At 39.7% G+C, this 21,309-nt stretch carries 22 protein-coding genes, 2 tRNA genes and 1 other RNA gene; 5 read left to right on the top strand and 20 right to left on the bottom strand.

From position 1 onward, the window contains the following. Positions 1-59: 59 nt before the first annotated feature. The 4 genes from HMPREF1481_RS03045 to HMPREF1481_RS03030 all read right to left on the bottom strand — a co-directional run bounded on the left by HMPREF1481_RS03045 (position 60) and on the right by HMPREF1481_RS03030 (position 6,081). Positions 60-2,390 (bottom strand): DNA translocase FtsK, encoded by a 2,331-nt coding sequence (locus HMPREF1481_RS03045; protein ID WP_016465619.1) that lies wholly within the window; start codon positions 2,388-2,390, stop codon positions 60-62. Positions 2,391-2,480: 90 nt separating this feature from the next. Beyond that, on the bottom strand, positions 2,481-4,436 hold the full coding sequence (locus HMPREF1481_RS03040; RefSeq protein ID WP_016465618.1) for a PTS fructose transporter subunit IIABC: 1,956 nt from the start codon (positions 4,434-4,436) through the stop codon (positions 2,481-2,483). Then, on the bottom strand, positions 4,433-5,344 hold the full coding sequence (gene pfkB, locus HMPREF1481_RS03035) for a 1-phosphofructokinase (protein ID WP_006148803.1): 912 nt from the start codon (positions 5,342-5,344) through the stop codon (positions 4,433-4,435). The genes HMPREF1481_RS03040 and pfkB overlap by 4 nt, the downstream gene beginning before the upstream one ends. Further along, positions 5,341-6,081, bottom strand: coding sequence for a DeoR/GlpR family DNA-binding transcription regulator (locus HMPREF1481_RS03030; protein WP_016465617.1), 741 nt, complete (start codon positions 6,079-6,081; stop codon positions 5,341-5,343). Before HMPREF1481_RS03030 ends, pfkB begins: the two co-directional genes overlap by 4 nt. 161 nt (positions 6,082-6,242) lie before the next feature. On the opposite strand from HMPREF1481_RS03030, the gene HMPREF1481_RS03025 reads away from it, so the two are divergent. Next, a tRNA-Ser gene (locus HMPREF1481_RS03025) sits at positions 6,243-6,330 on the top strand. A 79-nt stretch (positions 6,331-6,409) separates the two neighbouring features. Here the strand turns inward: HMPREF1481_RS03025 and HMPREF1481_RS03020 are convergent. From HMPREF1481_RS03020 to HMPREF1481_RS02995, 7 genes are all read right to left on the bottom strand, one after another. Then, entirely contained in the window at positions 6,410-7,744 is a 1,335-nt protein-coding gene (locus HMPREF1481_RS03020; RefSeq protein ID WP_016465616.1) for an Nramp family divalent metal transporter, read from the bottom strand. 404 nt (positions 7,745-8,148) lie between these two features. Continuing rightward, positions 8,149-9,117: a hypothetical protein gene (locus tag HMPREF1481_RS03015; protein WP_016465615.1), complete on the bottom strand. Its 969-nt coding sequence runs from the start codon at positions 9,115-9,117 to the stop codon at positions 8,149-8,151. A 79-nt stretch (positions 9,118-9,196) separates the two neighbouring features. Next, positions 9,197-9,284 (bottom strand) — tRNA-Ser (locus tag HMPREF1481_RS03010). Between the two features lie 35 nt (positions 9,285-9,319). Then, positions 9,320-9,667, bottom strand: a transfer-messenger RNA (tmRNA) gene (ssrA, locus tag HMPREF1481_RS10620). A 59-nt stretch (positions 9,668-9,726) separates the two neighbouring features. Then, positions 9,727-10,362, bottom strand: coding sequence for an SGNH/GDSL hydrolase family protein (locus tag HMPREF1481_RS03005; RefSeq protein ID WP_016465614.1), 636 nt, complete (start codon positions 10,360-10,362; stop codon positions 9,727-9,729). A gap of 1 nt (position 10,363) precedes the next feature. Then, positions 10,364-11,191 carry an HAD family hydrolase gene (locus HMPREF1481_RS03000; protein WP_016465613.1) on the bottom strand — a complete coding sequence of 276 codons (828 nt, stop codon included), beginning with the start codon at positions 11,189-11,191 and terminating at the stop codon, positions 10,364-10,366. A 23-nt stretch (positions 11,192-11,214) separates the two neighbouring features. After that, on the bottom strand, positions 11,215-12,534 hold the full coding sequence (locus HMPREF1481_RS02995) for a CapA family protein (RefSeq protein WP_016465612.1): 1,320 nt from the start codon (positions 12,532-12,534) through the stop codon (positions 11,215-11,217). A gap of 159 nt (positions 12,535-12,693) precedes the next feature. Between HMPREF1481_RS02995 and def the strand changes: the two genes are divergently transcribed. Then, the gene (def, locus tag HMPREF1481_RS02990) at positions 12,694-13,305 is read left to right on the top strand and encodes a peptide deformylase (protein ID WP_006152551.1); all 612 of its coding nucleotides are present in this window, start codon (positions 12,694-12,696) and stop codon (positions 13,303-13,305) included. A gap of 44 nt (positions 13,306-13,349) precedes the next feature. Beyond that, positions 13,350-14,078, top strand: coding sequence for a 23S rRNA (guanosine(2251)-2'-O)-methyltransferase RlmB (rlmB, locus tag HMPREF1481_RS02985; RefSeq protein WP_016465611.1), 729 nt, complete (start codon positions 13,350-13,352; stop codon positions 14,076-14,078). Between the two features lie 32 nt (positions 14,079-14,110). Here rlmB and trxB read toward each other — a convergent pair whose 3' ends face one another. The 7 genes from trxB to HMPREF1481_RS02950 all read right to left on the bottom strand — a co-directional run bounded on the left by trxB (position 14,111) and on the right by HMPREF1481_RS02950 (position 18,465). After that, positions 14,111-15,022, bottom strand: a complete 912-nt coding sequence (gene trxB / locus HMPREF1481_RS02980) for a thioredoxin-disulfide reductase (protein WP_016465610.1) — start codon at positions 15,020-15,022, stop codon at positions 14,111-14,113. A gap of 65 nt (positions 15,023-15,087) precedes the next feature. Next, on the bottom strand, positions 15,088-15,312 hold the full coding sequence (locus tag HMPREF1481_RS02975; RefSeq protein ID WP_016465609.1) for a DUF4059 family protein: 225 nt from the start codon (positions 15,310-15,312) through the stop codon (positions 15,088-15,090). A 79-nt stretch (positions 15,313-15,391) separates the two neighbouring features. Further along, positions 15,392-16,135, bottom strand: coding sequence for an amino acid ABC transporter ATP-binding protein (locus HMPREF1481_RS02970; protein WP_016465608.1), 744 nt, complete (start codon positions 16,133-16,135; stop codon positions 15,392-15,394). Further along, the gene (locus HMPREF1481_RS02965) at positions 16,135-16,935 is read right to left on the bottom strand and encodes an amino acid ABC transporter permease (protein ID WP_006149849.1); all 801 of its coding nucleotides are present in this window, start codon (positions 16,933-16,935) and stop codon (positions 16,135-16,137) included. The genes HMPREF1481_RS02970 and HMPREF1481_RS02965 overlap by 1 nt, the downstream gene beginning before the upstream one ends. 156 nt (positions 16,936-17,091) lie before the next feature. Next, positions 17,092-17,448, bottom strand: a complete 357-nt coding sequence (locus HMPREF1481_RS02960; protein ID WP_016465607.1) for a Spx/MgsR family RNA polymerase-binding regulatory protein — start codon at positions 17,446-17,448, stop codon at positions 17,092-17,094. An 11-nt stretch (positions 17,449-17,459) separates the two neighbouring features. Further along, positions 17,460-17,951: a methylated-DNA--[protein]-cysteine S-methyltransferase gene (locus tag HMPREF1481_RS02955; protein WP_016465606.1), complete on the bottom strand. Its 492-nt coding sequence runs from the start codon at positions 17,949-17,951 to the stop codon at positions 17,460-17,462. A 13-nt stretch (positions 17,952-17,964) separates the two neighbouring features. Next, entirely contained in the window at positions 17,965-18,465 is a 501-nt protein-coding gene (locus tag HMPREF1481_RS02950; RefSeq protein ID WP_016465605.1) for a GNAT family N-acetyltransferase, read from the bottom strand. A 134-nt stretch (positions 18,466-18,599) separates the two neighbouring features. Here HMPREF1481_RS02950 and HMPREF1481_RS02945 point away from each other — a divergent pair, with 134 nt between their 5' ends. Beyond that, positions 18,600-19,055, top strand: coding sequence for a DUF1836 domain-containing protein (locus HMPREF1481_RS02945; RefSeq protein ID WP_016465604.1), 456 nt, complete (start codon positions 18,600-18,602; stop codon positions 19,053-19,055). After that, on the top strand, positions 19,045-19,692 hold the full coding sequence (trhA, locus tag HMPREF1481_RS02940; RefSeq protein ID WP_016465603.1) for a PAQR family membrane homeostasis protein TrhA: 648 nt from the start codon (positions 19,045-19,047) through the stop codon (positions 19,690-19,692). The genes HMPREF1481_RS02945 and trhA overlap by 11 nt, the downstream gene beginning before the upstream one ends. A gap of 33 nt (positions 19,693-19,725) precedes the next feature. Here the strand turns inward: trhA and pdxT are convergent, their stop codons facing one another. Both pdxT and pdxS read right to left on the bottom strand, forming a co-directional pair. Next, positions 19,726-20,298 carry a pyridoxal 5'-phosphate synthase glutaminase subunit PdxT gene (pdxT, locus tag HMPREF1481_RS02935; protein WP_016465602.1) on the bottom strand — a complete coding sequence of 191 codons (573 nt, stop codon included), beginning with the start codon at positions 20,296-20,298 and terminating at the stop codon, positions 19,726-19,728. Continuing rightward, positions 20,299-21,174: a pyridoxal 5'-phosphate synthase lyase subunit PdxS gene (gene pdxS, locus HMPREF1481_RS02930; RefSeq protein ID WP_006153788.1), complete on the bottom strand. Its 876-nt coding sequence runs from the start codon at positions 21,172-21,174 to the stop codon at positions 20,299-20,301. It lies immediately after the preceding gene. Positions 21,175-21,309: the final 135 nt, after the last annotated feature.

The raw sequence follows: 21,309 nt of genomic DNA, 5'->3' as shown, positions 1-21,309 counted from the left end.
AAAATCCTCCCCATTTCTCAAAGGTAATTTCTTGAATTTTTATTCTATTTTCAAACAATTTATTGTTGTAAGACTTTTCGAGGTTTAGTACCTTCAGCTGGGCCGATAACACCAGCCATCTCTAATTCTTCCATCAATCGAGTTGCTCGGTTAAAACCAACTGATAAACGACGCTGAATCATAGAAGCACTCGCCTTTTGTGTCTCGATGACAAGGGCTTTTGCTTCTTCAAAGAGTGGATCTCCAGCATCATCGCTAGAACCAAAGTCGCCTTCAGTCTCGGACACTTCTCCAGGGTCAAAGCTTTCATCATAGTCAGCATCTGCTTGGGCCTTGATGAAGTTCACAATACGCTCGACATCATCATCTGAAATAAAGGAACCTTGGAGACGAACTGGATGGTTTTCATCGATTGGCTTAAAGAGCATATCTCCTCGACCAAGCAATTTCTCAGCCCCATTTTCGTCCAAAATCGTCCGTGAGTCTGTTCCTGATGAAACAGCGAAAGCTACACGAGACGGAACATTGGCCTTAATCAAACCAGAGATAACATCTACTGAAGGACGTTGGGTTGCAAGGATCATATGGATACCAGCTGCACGCGCCTTTTGTCCTAGACGGATAATAGCATCTTCTACTTCCTTGCTGGCAACCATCATGAGGTCAGCTAACTCATCGACAATCACAACGATTAAAGGTAGCGGTACTTGTTTGTATTCAGACTGAGCGTTAAACTCTTCTACCTTAGCATTGAAACCAGCGATATTTCGAACGCCGACTTTAGCAAAGAGCTCATAGCGGTTTTCCATCTCGTCAACAACCTTTTGCAATGCCTTGCTAGCCTTACGTGGATTGGTAACAACTGGAATCAAGAGATGAGGGATATCGTTGTATACTGAAAGCTCAACCATCTTTGGATCGACCATCATGAATTTGACTTGGTCTGGGCGTGCTTTCATCAAAATACTTGCGATGATTCCATTAACTGCAACGGATTTACCAGAACCAGTAGAACCTGCAACTAGCAAGTGAGGCATTTTAGCTAAGTCAAAACTACGAGCTGTTCCGTTAACTGCTTTCCCAAGAGGAATTTCTAAAAGATTTTCAGGTTTTGTTTGTGATTGTTCCCAAAGTTCACGGAAGGATACAGTTGCAATTTCAGAGTTCGGAACTTCGATACCAACCAAAGATTTCCCTGGAATTGGAGCCTCAATACGGACATCCTTGGCAGCCAAAGCAAGAGCCAAGTCATCTGCTAGGTTGGAAATGCGATTGACACGAACACCTACAGCAGGTTTTACTTCGTACTTGGTAACGGATGGCCCAATTTCTGCTCTTTCAACCGTTACTTTAATACCAAAACTTGCGAAGGTTTCTTCCAAAATCTTGATATTTTCTCGTACGATTTTCTTTTCTTTAGACTGATCTTTAGGTTTATCCGGTGCAAAAAGTTGCAAACTTGGGAGTTTATACTCTAAGGCTTTTTTAGCAGAAAAATCGACTTCTACTTCTTCGTCATCCTCTTCTGGGAAAACTTCTTCCTCAGGAAGGTCAACTTCTTCAGGATATTCATACTCGGCTTGAGGGAGAATAATCTCAGGCTCTACCCATTCTTCCTCTGGAAGTGGAGGAAAATCGTGCAGTGGCTCTTCTGATAATATTTCTCCAGTTTCCATATCTACAGGAGGCATATCAATCAAAGCCTGCTCTTCTCTTTCTTTCTCAAGTCTTGCTTGTTCTTCTGCTTCTCTTCGTGCCTTTTCTTCTTCACGCTTGATAAAGCGTTCTTGTTTTTTCTGCTCATGGCGTTCCATCCAGATAGCAAATCGAGCTGAGAGAAAATCAGCGATATCGTAGATAGACCATGGACTGATCAAAAGAGCACCGATTAAGACTAAGATTGCTCCGATGAAGTAGGTACCAATGTTTGAGAACAAAAAAGCTACCGGAATGTAGAGGATAACCCCTATCAAACCTCCACCAGCAAAACTAGTTACTTGAAAGCTAGTTAAATCTTTAAAAATTTGACCGGCAGTCCCTTGGAAAACAGCGTTTGCCATGCTAAATTTCCAGACGAGATATGCTTGAAAGATGAGAAGCAAGCCTGAAAAAATGAAGAAGAAACCTGCTAACAAGCCTTCCTGTTTATGAATCCACTTAAATAAAAATAGATAGATTAGCAGAGAAAAAATAGCTAGATAAGCCAAACTCCCCACGAGTAAGCGGATTAGGTTATAAACAGTAATTCCGACTGCTCCCCATTTGAGAGCTGCAAAAATTAAACAGATAGCCAAAGCTAAGGAAATCAACATTCGTTGAATCGCTTGTTTTCTTTCTAATTCCGCTTTAGACGGTCTACGTCTTGTTTTACTTGTATTCTTGTTTGCCATGCTTCTATTATACCATATTTCATGAACTTTTCGAGAGGTTAAAAAAATGACTGCCCACTTTCGTGTTCAGTCATTTGAATGTGTTTGTGATTATTTTTCTAATGGTTTACGAAGGTAACCGTAAACTACACCACTGACAATTGCTCCTACCAAGACAAAGACAAGGTAAAGAAGAGCATTTGAAGTAAGGGCGATAACGAAGATTCCTCCGTGAGGAGCCATGAGCTTGATATTTGCAAGACCAACGAGTCCACCTGCTACTGCTGAACCAAGGATGAAGCTTGGGATAGCACGAGCTGGGTCTGCTGCACCAAATGGAATCGCTCCTTCAGTGATGAATGACAAGCCCATAACGATGTTCGTCAAACCAGAGTTACGTTCTTCTTTGGTAAATTTATTCTTGAAGAGAAGTGTTGCCACAAAGATTGCAAGTGGTGGAACCATTCCTCCAGCCATAACTGCTGCCATGGCTACTGAGCCACCTGTTGCCACTGTTGCTGCAAGAGTACCAGTACCAAAGACGTAGGCTGCTTTATTGACAGGCCCACCCATATCGACAGCCATCATTCCTCCAAGAACGACTCCAAGAAGGACAGCTGATCCACCTTCAAGACCACCAAGGAAGTTGTTCATACCAGTGTTGATTGCGGCCATTGGGATATTAACAGCTAGCATGACAAAGCCTGTCAAGATTGTTCCAAAAAGTGGTAAGAGAAGGATTGATTTAGCACCTTCAAGTGAGCGAGGAACCTTCACGTATTTCTTAACCAAGAGCACCAAGGCACCAGCGATAAATCCACCTACGAGGGCTCCAAGGAAACCTGATGATACTCCTGCAAGAGCTGAAGTTGCTTCACCACCCTGAGCATAAGGGATTTTACCAAAGGCATAACCTTCTTTAGCGATAGCACCAGCTACGAAACCGGCTACCAAACCTGGTTTTTCAGCGATTGAGTAAGCAACATATCCAGCAAATACTGGAAGCATCAAACCGAAGGCAGAACCACCAATTTTCATGAACATAGAAGCGAGTTCATGGTAAGAACCAAGATTTCCAAGGCTCTCATTTGGAACCCCCAAAGCACCATCAATCAAGAAGGCGAGGGCAATCATGATACCACCACCAATAACGAACGGCAACATTTGAGATACACCACTCATCAAGTGTTTGTAGAAAGCACCACCTAGACTTTGTTTTTCATTAGATGCTGTTGAAGCTTGCGCTCCATTAGCAGCACGATATACTTCAGCATTACCAGAAAGAGCCAAGTTGATCAACTCTTCTGTCTTACGAATACCGTCTGCAACTGGACGGTTCACCAATGGTTTACCATCAAAACGATCCATCTCAACTGCTTTATCTGCAGCGATGATAACAGCTTTGGCATTGCGGATATCTTCTGCTGTCAATTTGTTGCCAACACCACTTGCACCGTTGGTTTCAACCTTGATACCAACACCCATTTCCGCAGCCACTTTTTGAAGAGCTTCTTGGGCCATGTATGTGTGGGCAATTCCTGTTGTACAAGCTGTAACTGCTACGATAAAGTCACCAGATTCATTTGCAGGAGCTTGAACTGGTTCTTGAGCTTTTTCTGAAGCTTGGTCAAAGAGTTCAATGACTTGATCAGCTGATGTTACTTGACGAAGTTTATCAGCAAATCCGTCTTTCATCAAATATTGTGACAATTCTGCCAAGGCAGCCAAGTGCGTATCATTGGCACCTTCTGGAGCAGCAATCATAAAGAAGAGGTCAGTTGGTTGTCCATCTAAGCTCTCGTAGTCAACACCTTTGTTCGACTTAGCAAAGAGAACAGTGGCTTCCTTTACAGCAGCATTTTTGCTGTGTGGCATAGCGATACCGTCGCCCAAGCCTGTAGAAGTCAAAGCTTCACGCGCTAAAATTCCTTCTTTAAAGGTTTCAAAATCTGTCACGTATCCATGCTCCACCAAGCTATGAATCATTTCTTCGATAGCTGCTGTTTTTTCAGTTGCTTGCAAATCAAGTAACATGACATCTTTTCTCAATAAATCTTGAATTTTCATCTTTTTTCTACCTCAACTTTTTCATAAGTTTCTTTAATAAATGCTGCAGTTGCTAAATCATCTGAGAAGGTAGTTGCTGTTCCACAAGCCACTCCCCACTTGAAGGCTTCTACTGCATCTTTTGATTTGACAAACTCACCCGTAAATCCAGCAACCATAGAGTCACCAGCCCCCACTGAGTTTTTCACTGTTCCCTTGATTGGTTTAGCAAAGTATGCTCCATCTGATGTTACCAGAAGGGCTCCATCACCAGCCATAGAGATAATCACGTTTTGAGCACCCTTAGCCAGTAATTCTCGAGCGTATTTTTCTATTTCATCAAGGCTTTCAAGCTTGACTCCAAATATAGCTCCCAGTTCATGATTATTTGGTTTGACTAAAAGTGGTTGATAATCCAAACTATCAATCAAGGTTTGACCTTCAAAGTCACAGACTACTTGAGCGCCTGTCTGACGCGTCAAAGCAATTAATTCTTTGTAAACAACATTACCCAAATTTTTAGCACTCGAACCCGCAAAGACAACTGTATCTTCTGCTGTCAGACTTGAAAGAATGGCTTTTAACTCTTCAAGTTGTTCGGGCTCAACATTAGGACCTGTCCCATTGATTTCAGTTTCTTGGTCGGCTTTAATCTTAACATTGATACGCGTATCTTCTGCCACTTGGACAAATTGCGTTTCAATTTGTTCTTCAGCTAAAGTATCTGTGATAAATTTTCCAGTAAAGCCTCCGATGAAACCTGTCGCTGTATTTGGAATATCCAAACGCTTCAAGACACGGCTAACATTGATACCTTTACCGCCAGCAAACTTATCATCACTATCCATACGATTAACACTACCAACTTCCACTTTGTCCAAACGAACAATGTAGTCTATAGATGGATTGAGTGTGACTGTATAAATCATACTTCTATTATCTCCGTTTTCTCTTTGATAGCTGACAAGAGCTCGTGACCCTTGCTTGTAATGACAATAGCACGTTTTATAGGAGCTACCTTAGCAAAACAAGACTGACCAATCTTGGATGAATCTGCTAGAACATATGTCTGTTTAGAATTTTCTAAGATAGCACGCTTGACGGCGCCCTCCTCCATATCTGGAGTTGTAAAGTAACCTTCATCTACACCATTCATTCCAATAAAGGCACGATCAAAGTGCAGTTGGTTAATCTGATTGAGAGCTACTCCTCCGATACTGGCATCAGTTGTCATCTTGACTCCACCACCGATAATGACTGTTGGGATTTGCTTATCAACTAATTGAACCGCATGGTGAATGGAATTGGTTACCACTGTAATGTCTTTTCGCTCCAATTCTTTAATGAGAAAGGCTGTCGTACTTCCTGCATCCACAAAGATAACATCTTTTTCTTTGATGAGGGAAGATGCTCTTTGAGCAATCAACTTTTTCTCTTGAAGGTTTTTGACAGATTTTTCTTGAATGGTTTCTTCTTCTTGCAAGGAGTGAGGCAACTCTGCTCCTCCATGCACTCGACGAAGTTTATTTTCAGACTCCAATTCATCCAAATCACGTCTGACCGTTGATTCTGAAGTATCTAACAAACCTACCAATTTCTCTAGAGAGACGATTTTATGGTGTTTCAATTCTTCTAAAATCACCTGTTTTCGTTCACTTTTTAGCACTAGTTTACCTCCTGTTAACGATTACATTATTCATTTTATCATAAAAAATATCAAAGTCAAGCATTTTTTGTCACTTTCTTTCATTTTCTATCACTGAATCCTCAACTTTAAATAAATTTGCAAGAAAGAGGGCTTTATGGTAGACTAGGTTAGTAAACAATGGAAGATTACTCAAGAGGCTTAAGAGGCCGTGTTGGAAACGCGGTAGGCGTGTTAAAGCGTGCGTGGGTTCGAATCCCATGTCTTCCGTTTATTTTCAAAAAAGATACCCAAGAAATCTTGGGTATCTTTTTTCTTATATGTTTGTATTATAACTCGGGTGAATTTCTTAGAAAATATCAAATAACAATTTCACATTGAGAATTGTTAAGATAATGGAAACAATATAACCAAGGATGGTATTCCATTTAGCATTGGTAAATTCGCCCATCAGTGATTTCTTAGAAGTTAGATAAATCAAAGGGAAGATTGAAAACGGAAGAGCGATTGAAAGAAAGACCTGCGAATAGACCAATAACTGATCCAAGGTTTTTTCCTGATGACCAAACACAACCGCTACAATCATGACAGGCAACAAGGCAAAGAGACGAGTTGCCAAACGAATGAACCACTGAGGCAATCTCATATGCAAGAAACCTTCCATAACGATTTGTCCAGTCAAGGTACCCGTAATTGTCGAATTTTGACCACTGGCTAATAAAGCCAAGGCAAACAATGTTGATAAGGTTGAGCTAGCTATAGCTCCTGCAATAGTAGAATCCTGCAAGGCATTATACATTTGAGAGAAGGCAGAAATATCGGATGCATGGCCGAAAAAGAGAGCCGCCCCGAGGATTAATAGAAGGGAGTTAACGACAAAGGCCAAAGATAACTGGAGATTTGAATCCCAGGTCATAAAGCGCACCGCTTTTCGAACATCATCCTTGTCCTTGTGATTGATTTTCCGAGTTTGAGACAAGGAAGAATGTAAATAGAGGTTATGGGGCATAACCGTCGCACCTACAATCCCCAGAGCTAAAGTTAATTGACTTTCATGTCCTGGCAAAGGACTCTCAAATAAGGTCGAATTGGGTAAATAACCCTCAGCTATTCCCTGGAAACTTGGGTGTGACAAGGCTACTAGATAAGTAAAGATTGCTAAAATCGTTAAAATCAGTGTTGTCACAATAGCTTCAATCTTCTTAAAGCCAAATTTCATCAAAAGCAATAAGAGAAAGACATCTAGAACCGTCAAAAGGATGGCTATCATAATCGGAATCTTAAAGAGAAGATTGAGAGCAATGGCTGAACCTAGAACTTCTGCCAGGTCTGTCGCCATCAAGGCTAACTCCAAAATCACCCATAAGCTATAACGAAGCCATTTTGGTGAGTGATGAGCTGTTGCTTGAGCCAGGTCCATCTGGGTTACAATCCCTAGCTTTCCTGCCATCTGCTGAAGTTGCATGGCAATGAGAGATGAAATCAAGATAACAAACAAGAGACTATACTTATAGGAAGCACCACCGACTACACTGGTAATCCAGTTTCCTGGATCCATATAACCAACTGCGACAAGAGCACCCGGACCCAAGAAGGCCTTTAAATTTTGCCAGAAATGATTGTTATTTGGAGTATCGATAGATTGATTAATCTCAGAGAGTGACACTTTTTTATGAGAAGACATAGATACTTACCTCTTTCTATACCTACTTTTTCATTATTTTCTATTAGAGAAAAATAAGATTGACTTTAAACTATTAAAACAATGAAAACTATATGAAAAACATTTAGTTTTTTCATTATTTTTCTTAAGGCACCTTAATATTTTTCTTAAGGCACCTTAATTATAACACAAAAAATGAAAACTATATGAAAAACATTTAGTTTTTTCATTATTTTTCTTAAGGCACCTTAATTACAACACAAAATATGATAAAAACTTAAGAAAATTCAGGACTTGGACAGGCTATTTTAGAAAAAGATCAGATCACGCCTCAAAACAAGTTTCCTTAGTTTTGCTTAATCTCTGCCATAATCAAAAACAAGTAGCTCAGCATGAACTACTTGTTATCTTTAAAATCTTAAATTTTAGACGTTACTTTTTTCTTTTGATTTATCTTTGTCTTTGGATTTATCGGCGTCTTTAGATTTGTCGGCATCTTTAGATTTGTCGGCATCTTTAGATTTGTCGGCATCTTTAGACTTATCTGTAGATTTTGCTGAGTTCCCACGAACGATTTTATCGTAACCTTCAGTATTGTCAATCAACTCAGTTGCAAGAGTACGATAGTCTTCTTGAGAAATAAGCCAATTTCCATCCTTATCTTTTGTCAATTTGATTTCTGTGTCAAAATCTCCAGTAGTGAAAGGTGTTTGAGCAAGGTTAGGATCTACATCATTATAAGTACTGAAATCTTTTCTGAAAAGATGTTCAAAAATCCAATAAGAAATAAGTGTTTGGTAACGTTTAACATCAGCATCTGCACCAGCTTTGTTATACTTACCTAAGTTATCAATTCCACCAATCAAAGTAGTAAGTACATCCCTTGTAGATGATGCCAAACCTTTAGAGTGCAGCTTCTTAGAGTTAAATGTAACAGTTGCTGAGTCACCTGATTCATCAACCTTCACGTCTTTAATTGTATATGAACCGATTTCTTGGAACATTTTACGTCGTTGTTTTAAGAAACCTGAAATTGTTTCTTCAGGTGTCTCTACAGGAAAATCTTGGTGCCATTGTACTGAGTATGTAGATGCTGGTGTAAGACCATCATCTTTAATTTTTTCACTTGTTTGTACTGCAATTACGGCGTCAGTCCATTTTTCATAGGTTTCACCATAAACCTTTTTGAAACGTGCAGAGTCTGATGTAAGAACTGAATCTAGAAGAACTTCCGCATCTTTTGTAACTTTGTCTTCTACTGATTCCTTTTTAGGTTCTTCTGTTGTTTGCTCAGTAGTTGCAGAAGCAGATTCTGATTTTTTAGACGTTAAAGAACATGCACCCAAGGCCAATGTTGAAAGTGCCAAGATACTGAGTAGTTTAATCTTCTTCATAATATACCTCAATGTATAATATTTACTCTTGGAATCTTACTCCAAGGGTATGGTTTAGAAAAACATAGCGTTATTCTAACGGAGAATGGGGGATTCGAACCCCCGCGCCGGTTACCCGACCTAACGATTTAGCAAACCGTCCTCTTCAGCCTCTTGAGTAATTCTCCTGCGATACATGTATCTTACTTGATGAAACTTTACAGAATGGAGCCGGTGGGAGTCGAACCCACGTCCAAACACCTGCTAACATATTTGTCTACAACCATAGGTTATGTATTGTTTTAACAGTCCCTCGACACATAACTCAAGCCTAGGAACTGCGAGTCTATAAATCTCTTACCAAACTGCTAGACAAAGCTTGATCGTATCTCGCTAATAATAAGACCTGTCATCAGACACGAGCAATCCGAATCGGGTCACGCCTGCTGGTTTTTAGGCAGCTAGAGCGTAAGAAGTGTTATTTTTTGCAGTTATATTTAACTGAGCGTTTACGTCGCCACACGAGTCGCAAAATATGCCTCATAATGCCTGTCGAATCCGTAACGACCCCAAAGACTATAAAGATATTATACCTTATCTAGGTTAAAAAAGCAAAAAACAGGCAAAAACTTAGAAAATGTAATCTTTCAAGGCTTTTGATAAAGTCTGATAGCCAGAGACGCTAAGATGAAGACCATCTGTTGTATAGTCTGATTTGAGTTGTCCTTCCTGATCGAGTAGTTTGTCAAAAACAGATACATATTCTACCTGCATATAGGCTAATGCCAGTTCTTGGTAGGCTTGGTTCCATTCTTTAATTTTTTCATTGGTACGAATATAAACAGTCTGTTTGAAATTCTCACTCTCATTGACCGGCAAGATGGAAACAAGCTTTATTTGTGACAGCGGATAGTCACGTGAAATGGTTTGAATCACACTCTCAAGATTGTTTAGCGCTTCCATCATTGGAACATCTTTTCCAATGTCATTTGTCCCAATCAATAATACAATTTGATCTACTGCATCACCATAGAGGTGGGCATCAAGATTCTTCAATAAAAATCCGGTCTGATAGCCTCGAATGCCTCGATTCACAATCGTCTTTGATGTACCTAGTAGCTCTTGCAAAGGATAATACTCAATAATTGAATCACCAATAAAGATGATAGATGGTTCAATTACCGAGATACGATTGAGTTTACGATACTTGGTTTGAATTTTCTCCTGCTCTTTTAAGAGCCAATTTTCTAATAACTGTACTGCCAAGTTATTCTCCTTTTTCTAGCCAGTTTTCTAAAACTTGGTAAACACCCGCCTGACTGTTGGCTGGAGCTACTTTTGTAGCAACTTTCTTGACAGACTCCTCAGCATTTTCCATAGCGTAAGAAATTCCTGCCAACTCTAACATTTCGATGTCATTTTCACTGTCTCCAAAAGCCATGATTTGTTCTGGTTTTAAGTTCCAACGTTTGAGCAATTCCTCTAAGCCCCAAGCCTTATGGATCCCGTCTTGTAAGATATCAATACAGCCATATCCACTAGAAACAGCACGAACATGACCGTCAAACAAGTCATTAATTTCCTGCAAAACTGCATCTGATCGTTCTTCACCAACAACCATACTCATCTTTAGAACACCACCGAATAAGCTAGAGTCAAATTCATCAACAAAGTGCATTCGTCGATAGAGCTTTTCAATCATCTCTGGAGTCATAAATTTATCCAGTTCTGTAAAAACAGTGCCTTCCTTAACAAAACCACCATTCATACCAGTTACTACAAACTGATCCTGGCATTCTCTACCTTTAAAATGGTCTAAAGCCCTATCAACCATAGCATCATCCCAAGTTTGTGCCTGTAGCAATTTATCATTTTCGAATATACGAGCACCATTAGCAACTACGAGAATGACTCTTTCTACAAGATGCTTCAGTAATTGTCGCATGCGATGAACTTCATTCCCAGTAGCAATGACAAAACGAATGCCACGTTGATCTAGCTTATCCAATATTTTTTCTAGGCGTGGAAGATCTAGTTGTCCTTTTGGATCCAACAACGTACCATCCATATCCGTCGCAATGACTTTAATATCCATAATATCCTTCTTGCTCTTAGTTATTACCATTTCAAACCTACATGCTCATTCATTTCCTTGTAGGCTGTATCAATTCGTTCCTTGGTTGCCTCATCTAACTGATCACGGTATTTCCCACCTTCGATGAAATCATCCAAAATATAAGTCTGGTATAGATAAAGTGGATAGCCTTCTGGAGAATACGTTCCTTTTGGTGTTCTATTAACCCATGTAGGATGAGCTTTAGCCGTCTCAATTGTAGTCTTACCAGATTTTTTCTTAATGGTCACGTCCATGAGAACACCACGTTCTGTCCATTTTGCATTTTCCTCATCCTGCATGGTCTCAATTCGCTGATTTGAGATGAAATTTCCCATAGAATAGATAATGAGTTTCTTGTCCCCATCTTTCTCAACTGTCTCAGCAGGTTCAACAACGTGAGGATGGCCACCAAAAATAATATCTGCTCCCCAGTCAATCATTTTATGATAGAGTTGTTTTTGCTCTTCAGTTGGTTCCAATTGATACTCAATTCCCATCTGAGGCATTATAACCGTGATATCTGCTTCTTTTTCGGCTCTTTCAATTTCTGCCTTCATTTTTTCTTCATTCAGGTCAGACAAATGATTATCATAATCTTCTTTAGAAATGTATTCTTCAATACCGTTAAATCCATAAGAATAAGCTAAGAGAGCAACTTTAATTCCGTTAACTTCCTTGATGACTATCGGTGCTTTATCTCGTGGTTCATGGGTATAAACACCAATTGGTGTCATTCCAGCTTTTTCGATAGCATCTGCAGTCGAAAAAACACCCTCAATCTGAGAATCTAAGATATGGTTGTGAGCTAAGTCTAAGACCTGATAACCAGCATCCTTTATAGCGTCCATGACTTCTCCAGGAGCATTGAACAAAGGATAGCCTCCCAAGTAGTGGTCTTTGTTTACAGTACCTTCAAAGTCACCGATGACTAGATCTGCTTGCTTGAGCCAAGGTTTTACATACTCAAAATTTTCATGGAAATCATAAGTCCCATCTTCTTTTAGGGCAGTTCGATAAATTGGAATATGATAGAGAAGATCCCCATTTGCCATAATACGCGCACTTGTTTCTTGCTCTGTTGCCGTAGTTTTCTCCTTAGAATCAGCTGTCTGACTAACGACAGTTGTACTACTACTGGTCAATGGAATTCCCTTTATCCCTTGAGCTAATAAGGTCAAAGCCATCGAAATCGCAACAACAATCAACAAAACGACAATAACGGTTTTATTGCTCCACTGTCGATAGTTTTTGAAAAATCGAATAGATTTTCTAGCAACTTGTAAAACTGGACCTTTTTGATTTCTACTACTACGTTTTTCCATCTGTTTTCTCCTTGCTTTTTGATGCAAGTCTCCTTACCTTATTATACCACAGACAAATAGGTATTTCCTTTCTTTCTATTATTTTTTAACGGCTTCTGTTACTTTCTTTCTCATCTGTTTTGTGTTATCATGTAAATGTAATGTAAGGAAGGAGAGAACATGTCTGCTATAGAACGTATTACAAAAGCTTCACATCTAATTGATATGAAAGATATTATCCGCGAGGGCAATCCAACTCTACGTGCTGTTGCTGAGGAGGTCACTTTCCCATTGAGTGATCAAGATATTATCCTCGGTGAGAAAATGATGCAATTTTTGAAACATTCACAAGACCCAGTTATGGCTGAAAAATTAGGTCTTCGTGGAGGAGTTGGACTTGCAGCACCACAATTGGACATCTCAAAACGTATCATCGCTGTTTTGGTTCCAAATATCACTGAAGAAGGCGAAACACCTCAAGAAGCCTATGACCTGCAAGCTGTTATGTACAATCCTAAAATTGTCTCACATTCAGTCCAAGATGCTGCTCTAGGTGAGGGAGAAGGTTGCCTATCAGTTGACCGAGCTGTCCCAGGTTATGTTATCCGTCATGCTCGAGTGACTGTTGACTACTTTGACAAGGATGGCGAAAAACATCGTATCAAGTTAAAAGGCTACAACTCAATCGTTGTCCAACATGAAATTGACCACTTAAATGGTATTATGTTTTACGATCGAATTAACGAAAAAGATCCTTTTGCAGTCAAAGAAGGTCTACTCATTCTTGAATAAAGAAAATCCCGTTGCAAGGCGGGGTTTTATGTTATAATAGAGCCATGAAAACAAATGATATTGTCTATGGCGTTCACGCCGTCACTGAAGCACTTTTAGCAAATACAGGAAACAAACTTTATCTCCAAGATGATCTTCGTGGAAAAAATGTAGAAAAGGTTAAGGAACTAGCTACAGAAAAGAAAGTATCCATCTCTTGGACTTCAAAAAAGGCTCTTTCTGAAATGACTGAGGGTGCTGTTCACCAAGGTTTTGTTTTGCGTGTTTCTGAATTTGCCTATACAGAACTTGAGCAGATTCTTGCAAAGACACGTCAAGAAGAAAATCCACTACTGCTAATTCTTGATGGTTTAACAGATCCACATAATCTCGGTTCTATCTTGAGAACAGCGGATGCAACCAATGTTTCAGGTGTTATTATTCCCAAACACCGAGCTGTCGGCGTCACTCCTGTCGTAGCAAAAACAGCAACGGGTGCGATTGAACATGTTCCTATTGCCCGAGTCACTAATCTCAGTCAAACCTTGGACAAACTCAAAGACGAGGGATTCTGGACTTTTGGAACTGATATGAACGGAACACCTTGCCATAAATGGAACACAAGTGGCAAAGTCGCTCTCATTATCGGAAATGAAGGAAAAGGTATCTCAAGTAACATCAAAAAGCAAGTGGACGAGATGATCACTATTCCAATGAATGGACATGTACAAAGCCTCAATGCCAGTGTTGCTGCAGCTATCCTCATGTACGAAGTCTTCCGAAATCGATTATAAAAAAGTTTCCAATCGTTTGATTGGAAACTTTTTTAATTATGTTCAGTGATATATTTATAGGCTTCTTGACCTGCAATGGCGCCATCTCCAACTGCTGTTGTAACTTGGCGAAGGTCTTTCTGACGAACATCCCCAACTGCAAAGACACCTGCAACACTTGTCTTCATGTGGTCATCTGTCACAATCCAACCTGCCTGGTCTCGAATCTGCAACTCTTGAACGAAGTCACTAACTGGATCTAATCCAACATAGATGAAGACACCACCAAAGGCTTGTTCTGTCACTTGTCCTGTTTTAACATTTTCAATGACAACTGACTCCACACGGTTTTCACCCTTGATTTCTTTGACAACAGAATCCCAAATGAAATTGATTTTTTCATTGGCAAAAGCTCTATCTTGCAAGACTTTTTGAGCACGAAGTTCATCACGACGGTGAACGATAGTTACAGTTTTGGCAAACTGTGTTAAGAAGATTGCTTCTTCAACTGCTGAGTCACCTCCACCTACAACCAACAAATCTTGGTCACGGAAAAAGGCTCCATCACAAACGGCACAATAAGAAACACCACGGCTATTAAGTTCTTCTTCACCTGGAACTCCCAATAGACGGTGCTTAGAACCTGTCGCTACGATAACTGTACGAGTTTCATAAACTTGGTCGTCTGTTACGACTTTTTTAAATTCGCCATGGTCCTCAACATTTTCAACAAAGCCATAAAGATGCTCAACACCAAGATTTTCAAGTGGTTCAAACATCTTTTCAGCTAATTCTGGACCACTGATATTGGCATAGCCTGGATAGTTTTCAATATCCGAAGTATTATTCATCTGACCACCAGGAAGGCCACCTTCAATCAAAGCAACTTTCAGATTACTGCGTGCTGCATACAAGGCTGCAGTCATCCCAGCAGGACCTGCACCGATAATAATCGTATCGTACATTCTCTTTCCTTCTTTCTTGTTGTAACTATTTTTATTCTAACGGATTATATCCTATTTAACAACTATTATGCCTTGAGAACCAACAAGATACTCATGGTTGCAAAAGACAGTACTGGAATTATCAAAACTCCAATCATAATCATATCGTAGAGGTGAGCTTGACGTTCCTTAGCAGTTTTATCGGCTCCTGATAGTGCTCTAAAACCAATCCAAAGCCCTAAAACCAGTAAGACCAGTAGTATCGTCAACACTAAACTCTCTAAATATAAAGCAAATAGCTGGACTAACATGCTCTCTCTCATTTCTATTAATTTTAAAGAGCAAACCCAGTTAGCTTAGCTAACTGAGTTTTTCTTATCTTCTATTATATCAAATATAGGTCCGTTTGTAACTAGCAAAGAATTCTTTTGTTCGTTCTTCTTTCGGATGATTGATAATCTCATCTGGTGTTCCAGACTCAATAATCTTTCCTTTATCCAAGAACAAAACCTTATCAGCCACTTGAGAGACAAAGGACATGTCGTGACTCACCAAAATCATGGTTTGTCCCGACTTAGCGGCATTAGCGATAGATCTTTCTACCTCACCAACCAATTCTGGGTCCAGTGCTGAAGTTGGTTCATCCAAGAGTAAGACGTCCGGTTTCATAGCCAAAGCACGCGCCAAGGCTACCCGTTGTTTTTGTCCACCTGACAAGTGGCGAGGATAGTGCTGTTGACGATCAGATAGACCAACCTTAGCCAACTCTTCTTTAGCTATCGTAGTCGCTTCTTCATCTGATAGTTTTTTTACTACTACCAAACCTTCCTTGACATTGTCTAAGGCCGTTCTACGCTCAAACAGATTGAACTGTTGGAACACCATAGATAGTTTACGACGAAGAGTCAAGATTTCTTCTTGCGTAATTTGAGAAAAATCCACTTTGAAATCATCAATCTGAATACTTCCACTATCGGGAGTTTCCAGGTAATTTAGGCTACGAAGAAAGGTTGATTTCCCAGCTCCTGATGAACCAATAAGAGCAACGACTTCTCCTTTTTGAATATCTAAGTTCAGATGGTCCAAAACTGTCTGACCTGAAAAGGATTTGCTTAAATTTGAAATTTTAATCATTAGCGAAGCTCTCCTTTCACATCTGTTTCAACATTATCTGGTGCTGAAATCGCCATTTTTCTTTCAATGAAACGACCAAGATTTTCAATAGCAATATTTACAACCCAATAAACTAGAGCTACTGAGATAAAACGTTCGAAGTAACGATAGTCTGCACCACCTAAGATTTGAGCTTGGGCAAAAACTTCTACGACACCTGCACTAAAGGCGAGGGAAGTTCCCTTGGTCAATCCAATGAGGGAGTTAATCAAAGTTGGTGTTGCAACCACAGCTGCATTTGGAATAATCACACGGCGATAAACTTGTGCACGTGTCATCCCAAGACTGCGAGCAGCTTCAATCTCACCAGGATTTACAGAAAGAATGGCTGCACGGATGGTTTCACTAGCATAGGCTGCCTCGTTAAAGGCAAAGGCTACAATCGCAAACGCTGCAGCTGGAATCGCATTGATATTAAATGCAGTTCCCCATTGTTGATTCAATGCTTTAAGTGCCAAAGGAATTCCGTAATAGGTCAACATGAGTTGTACTAAAATAGGAGTCCCTTTTAAGAAACTAACAAAAAAGGCTTGTAATGGATAAAGAATTCTAACGCGATTGATTTTTACAATGGCAAAAAGCAGGGCTAGCATAATTCCAAAAAAAGCACCAAATACTGTCAACATCAAAGTTGTCGGTAATTGCTGTACTATTCTTGGAATCCCATCAAAGACTGAACGCCAACTAAAGAGTTTGCCGTCTGGGATATATTGCATCAAATTTTGATACCAATCAGATGCTAAAATCGTTGTAACATTCATAGAAACATCCTCTCAAGATAATGATTCATTCTATCATACTTATGCTCTAATTAAAAATATTTGCTACGAGCATATCAGATTTCATCTACCTTCTAGTTTATCATACTTTAAAAGTGGGAGGTTATATATTTTATCTATCAAAGAGATAGAAAAAAACTAATTCAAATCCAAGTTATTGTATGATTTACGATAGCCAATTTGTTTTACAAAACCATTTTCAACTAGTATCGGACGTTTCAATAGCATACCATCACTGGCCAAGAGTTTGGCTGCTTCTTTGTTTGACAATGTTCCAACCTTATCTTTCAATCCGAGTTCACGATATTTGATTCCACTAGTGTTGAAAAATTGCTTCAATTCAAATCCCGAAGTTTCGAGCCAGTTTAAAATGACCTTTTCACTCGGAGTCTCTTCAACGATATGAACGTCTTTATATTCTAGTCCGAGTTGATCTAATTCTTTCTTAGCTTTTTTACAAGTTGTACATTTTGGATATTCGATAAATTCTAACATTTTTTCTCTTTCTATTTTTTATTTTCTTGATAACTTGCACCTTCATGCCTCAATAGCCAAGCCTTCTTTTCGAGTCCCCAAGCATAGCCTGTCAGACGTCCTCCAGCACCTAGCACACGGTGACAAGGTACAAGGATAGACCAGGGATTGCGACCTACTGCTCCTCCGACTGCTTGAGCAGAAGCCACCTGCAAGTCCTTAGCTATTTGCCCATAAGTAACAGTCTGGCCAAAAGGGATTCCCCGCAAGTAGTTCCAGACTCTTTTTTCGAAGTCACTACCGACAGGAGCTAAAGGCATCTCAGATAAGTCTTGATCTTGCCCCTTAAAATAAGTCTCTAAATAGGAAGTAATTTGATTTAAAATGGGATGACTTTCAACAACAGTCACATCATTTTCAGATAAACCCTTCTCAAAATCGCTCTCTTCTTCAATCCATATCCCAAACAGATAGTGGTCATCTGCAACCAGAGATAAGGTTCCAATCGGAGACTTGTATAACATCTTTGCATACTTTTTAGACATTCGATTTTAATTTTTGGTAGGCCAAGCGTTCCCCGTCTACTGGAACTTTACCAACTTGTTTAAAACCAAGCTTTTCAAAAATATGTTGCATAACTTTGTTTTTAGCGTGCGTATCTGAACGAAAATCTAGGTAATCAAAGCCTTCAATCAAGCCTTCTAAAAAAGTCTGAGCAACACCTTGACCTTGCACATCACTAGCAACAGCAATACGGTGAAATACTAAGTATTCTGCTTCATTTCCCTCCCAGTTGCCATCATAAATTGCTTCATAAGCTTTTTCCGGGCTTTTAGTCACTGCTGCATAGGCTAAGAGTTCTCCTTCTTCTAGCGCTACGTAAGCCTGTCCAGAGATAATATCTTCAATGATGGTATCTGCATCTGGGTAGCCGTTTTGCCACTGAGTGCTACCAGCTTCTGCCAAACATTTCTTGGCTCCCTCAATCACTTGCATAATCTGATTTACTTCATTAGGAAAGGCTAAGCGAATCTCCATTATTTATCCTCTTTTCATACTATTTTCTCTCATCATAGCATAATTTAAGGCTTTCTACAAGCAGTTAAAACTTGACTTTTAATTTCTATTATTTTATAATCTAGTTATCAAAACTAGATAAAAAGGAGTTGGAAATGAAATCTGTTTTTTCCTACCCAAAATGGGAAGAAATTCCAAATATCAATCTCTATCTGGACCAGGTTTTACTCTATGTCAATCAAATCTGTCCTCCCGCTTCTCCTGACAAGGAGAAAGGTTTGACAGCATCCATGGTGAACAACTATGTCAAACACGGATATATCAGTAAACCTGAAAAGAAAAAATACCAACGCAAACAAATCGCACGATTGATTGCTATTACCACTCTCAAGTCTGTTTTTTCTATCCAAGAAATTGCTCAAACCCTTAATACCCTACACACAGACACTAATTCAGAAGAACTTTACAATGCTTTTGTGGACTATATGAATGAAGATATTGATCCAGCTAATCCCATTATCCAGGCAAGCTGCCAAACTGTCAAACTCTATCATCAAACACTTGCATTAGTCTATACAGAAACCGAAGAGGAGGAAACAAATGAATACTAGTTTCAAACTTAGTAAACGACTTAGTTTTGGAGAAGAAATTGCCAACAGTGTCACCCATGCTGTAGGAGCATTTATCATGCTCATCCTACTTCCCATTTCATCTACTTACAGTTATGAGGCACATGGTTTATTATCGTCTATCGGTGTTTCCATCTTCGTCATCAGCCTCTTTCTCATGTTCTTATCATCAACTATTTATCATTCTATGGCTTATGGTTCAACTCATAAATATGTGTTACGAATTATTGACCATTCTATGATTTATGTTGCGATTGCAGGTTCTTATACACCAGTGGTTTTAACCCTGATGAATAATTGGTTTGGTTATCTGATTATTGCTATCCAATGGGGGACAACCATTTTCGGTATTCTTTATAAAATCTTTGCCAAGAAGGTCAATGAAAAATTCAGTCTCATCCTTTACCTCATCATGGGATGGCTAGTTGTAGCAATCTTACCAGCAATTATCAGCCAAACAAGTCCAATGTTTTGGAGTCTTATGGTATCAGGTGGCCTTTGCTATACAGTTGGCGCTGGATTCTACGCTAAAAAGAAACCATACTTCCATATGATTTGGCATCTCTTCATTCTAGCAGCCTCTGCTCTCCAATACATTGCTATTGTTTATTACATGTAAAAAAGAAGGTGGGAGAAATCCCAACCTCTTTTTTTATTTACACATATTCATAAAGTACTGATGCAAACGAAGATCTTTTGTCAATTCAGGATGAAAGGAGGTTACCAGCATATTCTTTTCTTGAGCCGCAACGATTTGATGATTCACTACTGCCAGAACATCTACACCCTTACCAACTTCACTAATAATAGGTCCACGGATAAAGGTCATGGGAATTTTGCCAACACCCTTACAGTCTGCCTCAGTATAAAAGCTTCCTAGCTGACGTCCATAGGCATTGCGCTCTACTACTATGTCCATGGTCGCTAGATGGCTTTCCTCTTGAGAAGTGATTTGTTTTGCTAGCAAAATTAAACCCGCACAAGTTCCAAAGACCGGTAAACCATTGAGAATAGCCTCTCTTAGAGGAACTAGCATCTGCTGATCTCGCAACAGTTTCCCCATAGTTGTAGACTCTCCCCCTGGCAAGATTAACCCCGACAGGTCACTCTGGTGTTGCTGAAAATCTTCTAGGTTTCGCAGTTCAATACTTTCAACTCCTAGTTGAGCAAGCATTTTCTCGTGTTCTACAAAGGCACCTTGCAAGGCCAATATTCCGATTTTCATCTATTTTCCTCGCTCAGCCATGAGAATTTGGATTTCATTCTCGTTGATACCTACCATGGCTTCTCCCAAATCTTCAGAGATTTGAGCCAAAATTTGAGGATTCTGATAATTGGTAACTGCCTTAACAATTGCTGCTGCACGTTTAACAGGATCACCTGATTTGAAAATCCCTGAGCCAACAAACACACCTTCTGCACCTAGCTGCATCATAAGAGCAGCGTCCGCTGGTGTTGCAACCCCTCCAGCTGCAAAGTTAACAACTGGTAATTTCCCATGTTCGTGGACATATTGAACTAATTCTACAGGTACTTGGAGTTCTTTTGCAGCAACATATAACTCGTCCTCACGGAGGTTTTGAATGCGGCGAATTTCTTGATTCATCATACGCATATGACGAACCGCCTGAACGATATCTCCTGTCCCTGGTTCTCCTTTTGTACGAATCATAGAAGCTCCTTCAGCGATACGACGTAAGGCTTCACCTAAGTCTTTAGCGCCACAGACAAAAGGAACTTGAAATTCTTTCTTGTCCACATGGAAACGGTCATCAGCTGGAGATAGAACTTCGCTCTCATCGATATAGTCAATCTCGATAGCTTCTAAAATCTGAGCTTCAACAAAATGCCCAATTCGAACCTTAGCCATAACTGGAATGCTGACTGCTTCTTGGATTTCCTTAATCATCTTTGGATCACTCATGCGAGAGACACCACCCGCTGCACGAATATCAGCTGGGATTCGTTCCAAAGCCATAACTGCTGCCGCACCTGCAGCCTCAGCAATTCTTGCTTGTTCAGGATTTTGAACATCCATGATGACGCCACCTTTAAGCATCTGTGCCAAATTTTTATTTAATTCATAACGATTTTCAGTCATTTTTTTCATCCTCAATAGTTGTATTGGTAGCTACAGTTTTATTGTAAGGTATAAAAGACTGCATAACAAGATAAAATAAATCGATTTGTCCGGGTACAATTGTCTCTATCACAAAAAAAGCACCCACATTGGGTA

The sequence above is a fragment of the Streptococcus sp. HPH0090 genome, assembly GCF_000411475.1.
GTDB lineage: Bacteria > Bacillota > Bacilli > Lactobacillales > Streptococcaceae > Streptococcus.
The sequence above is the reverse complement of the archived record's forward strand: the minus strand, read 5'-3'. Positions and strand labels throughout refer to the sequence as shown.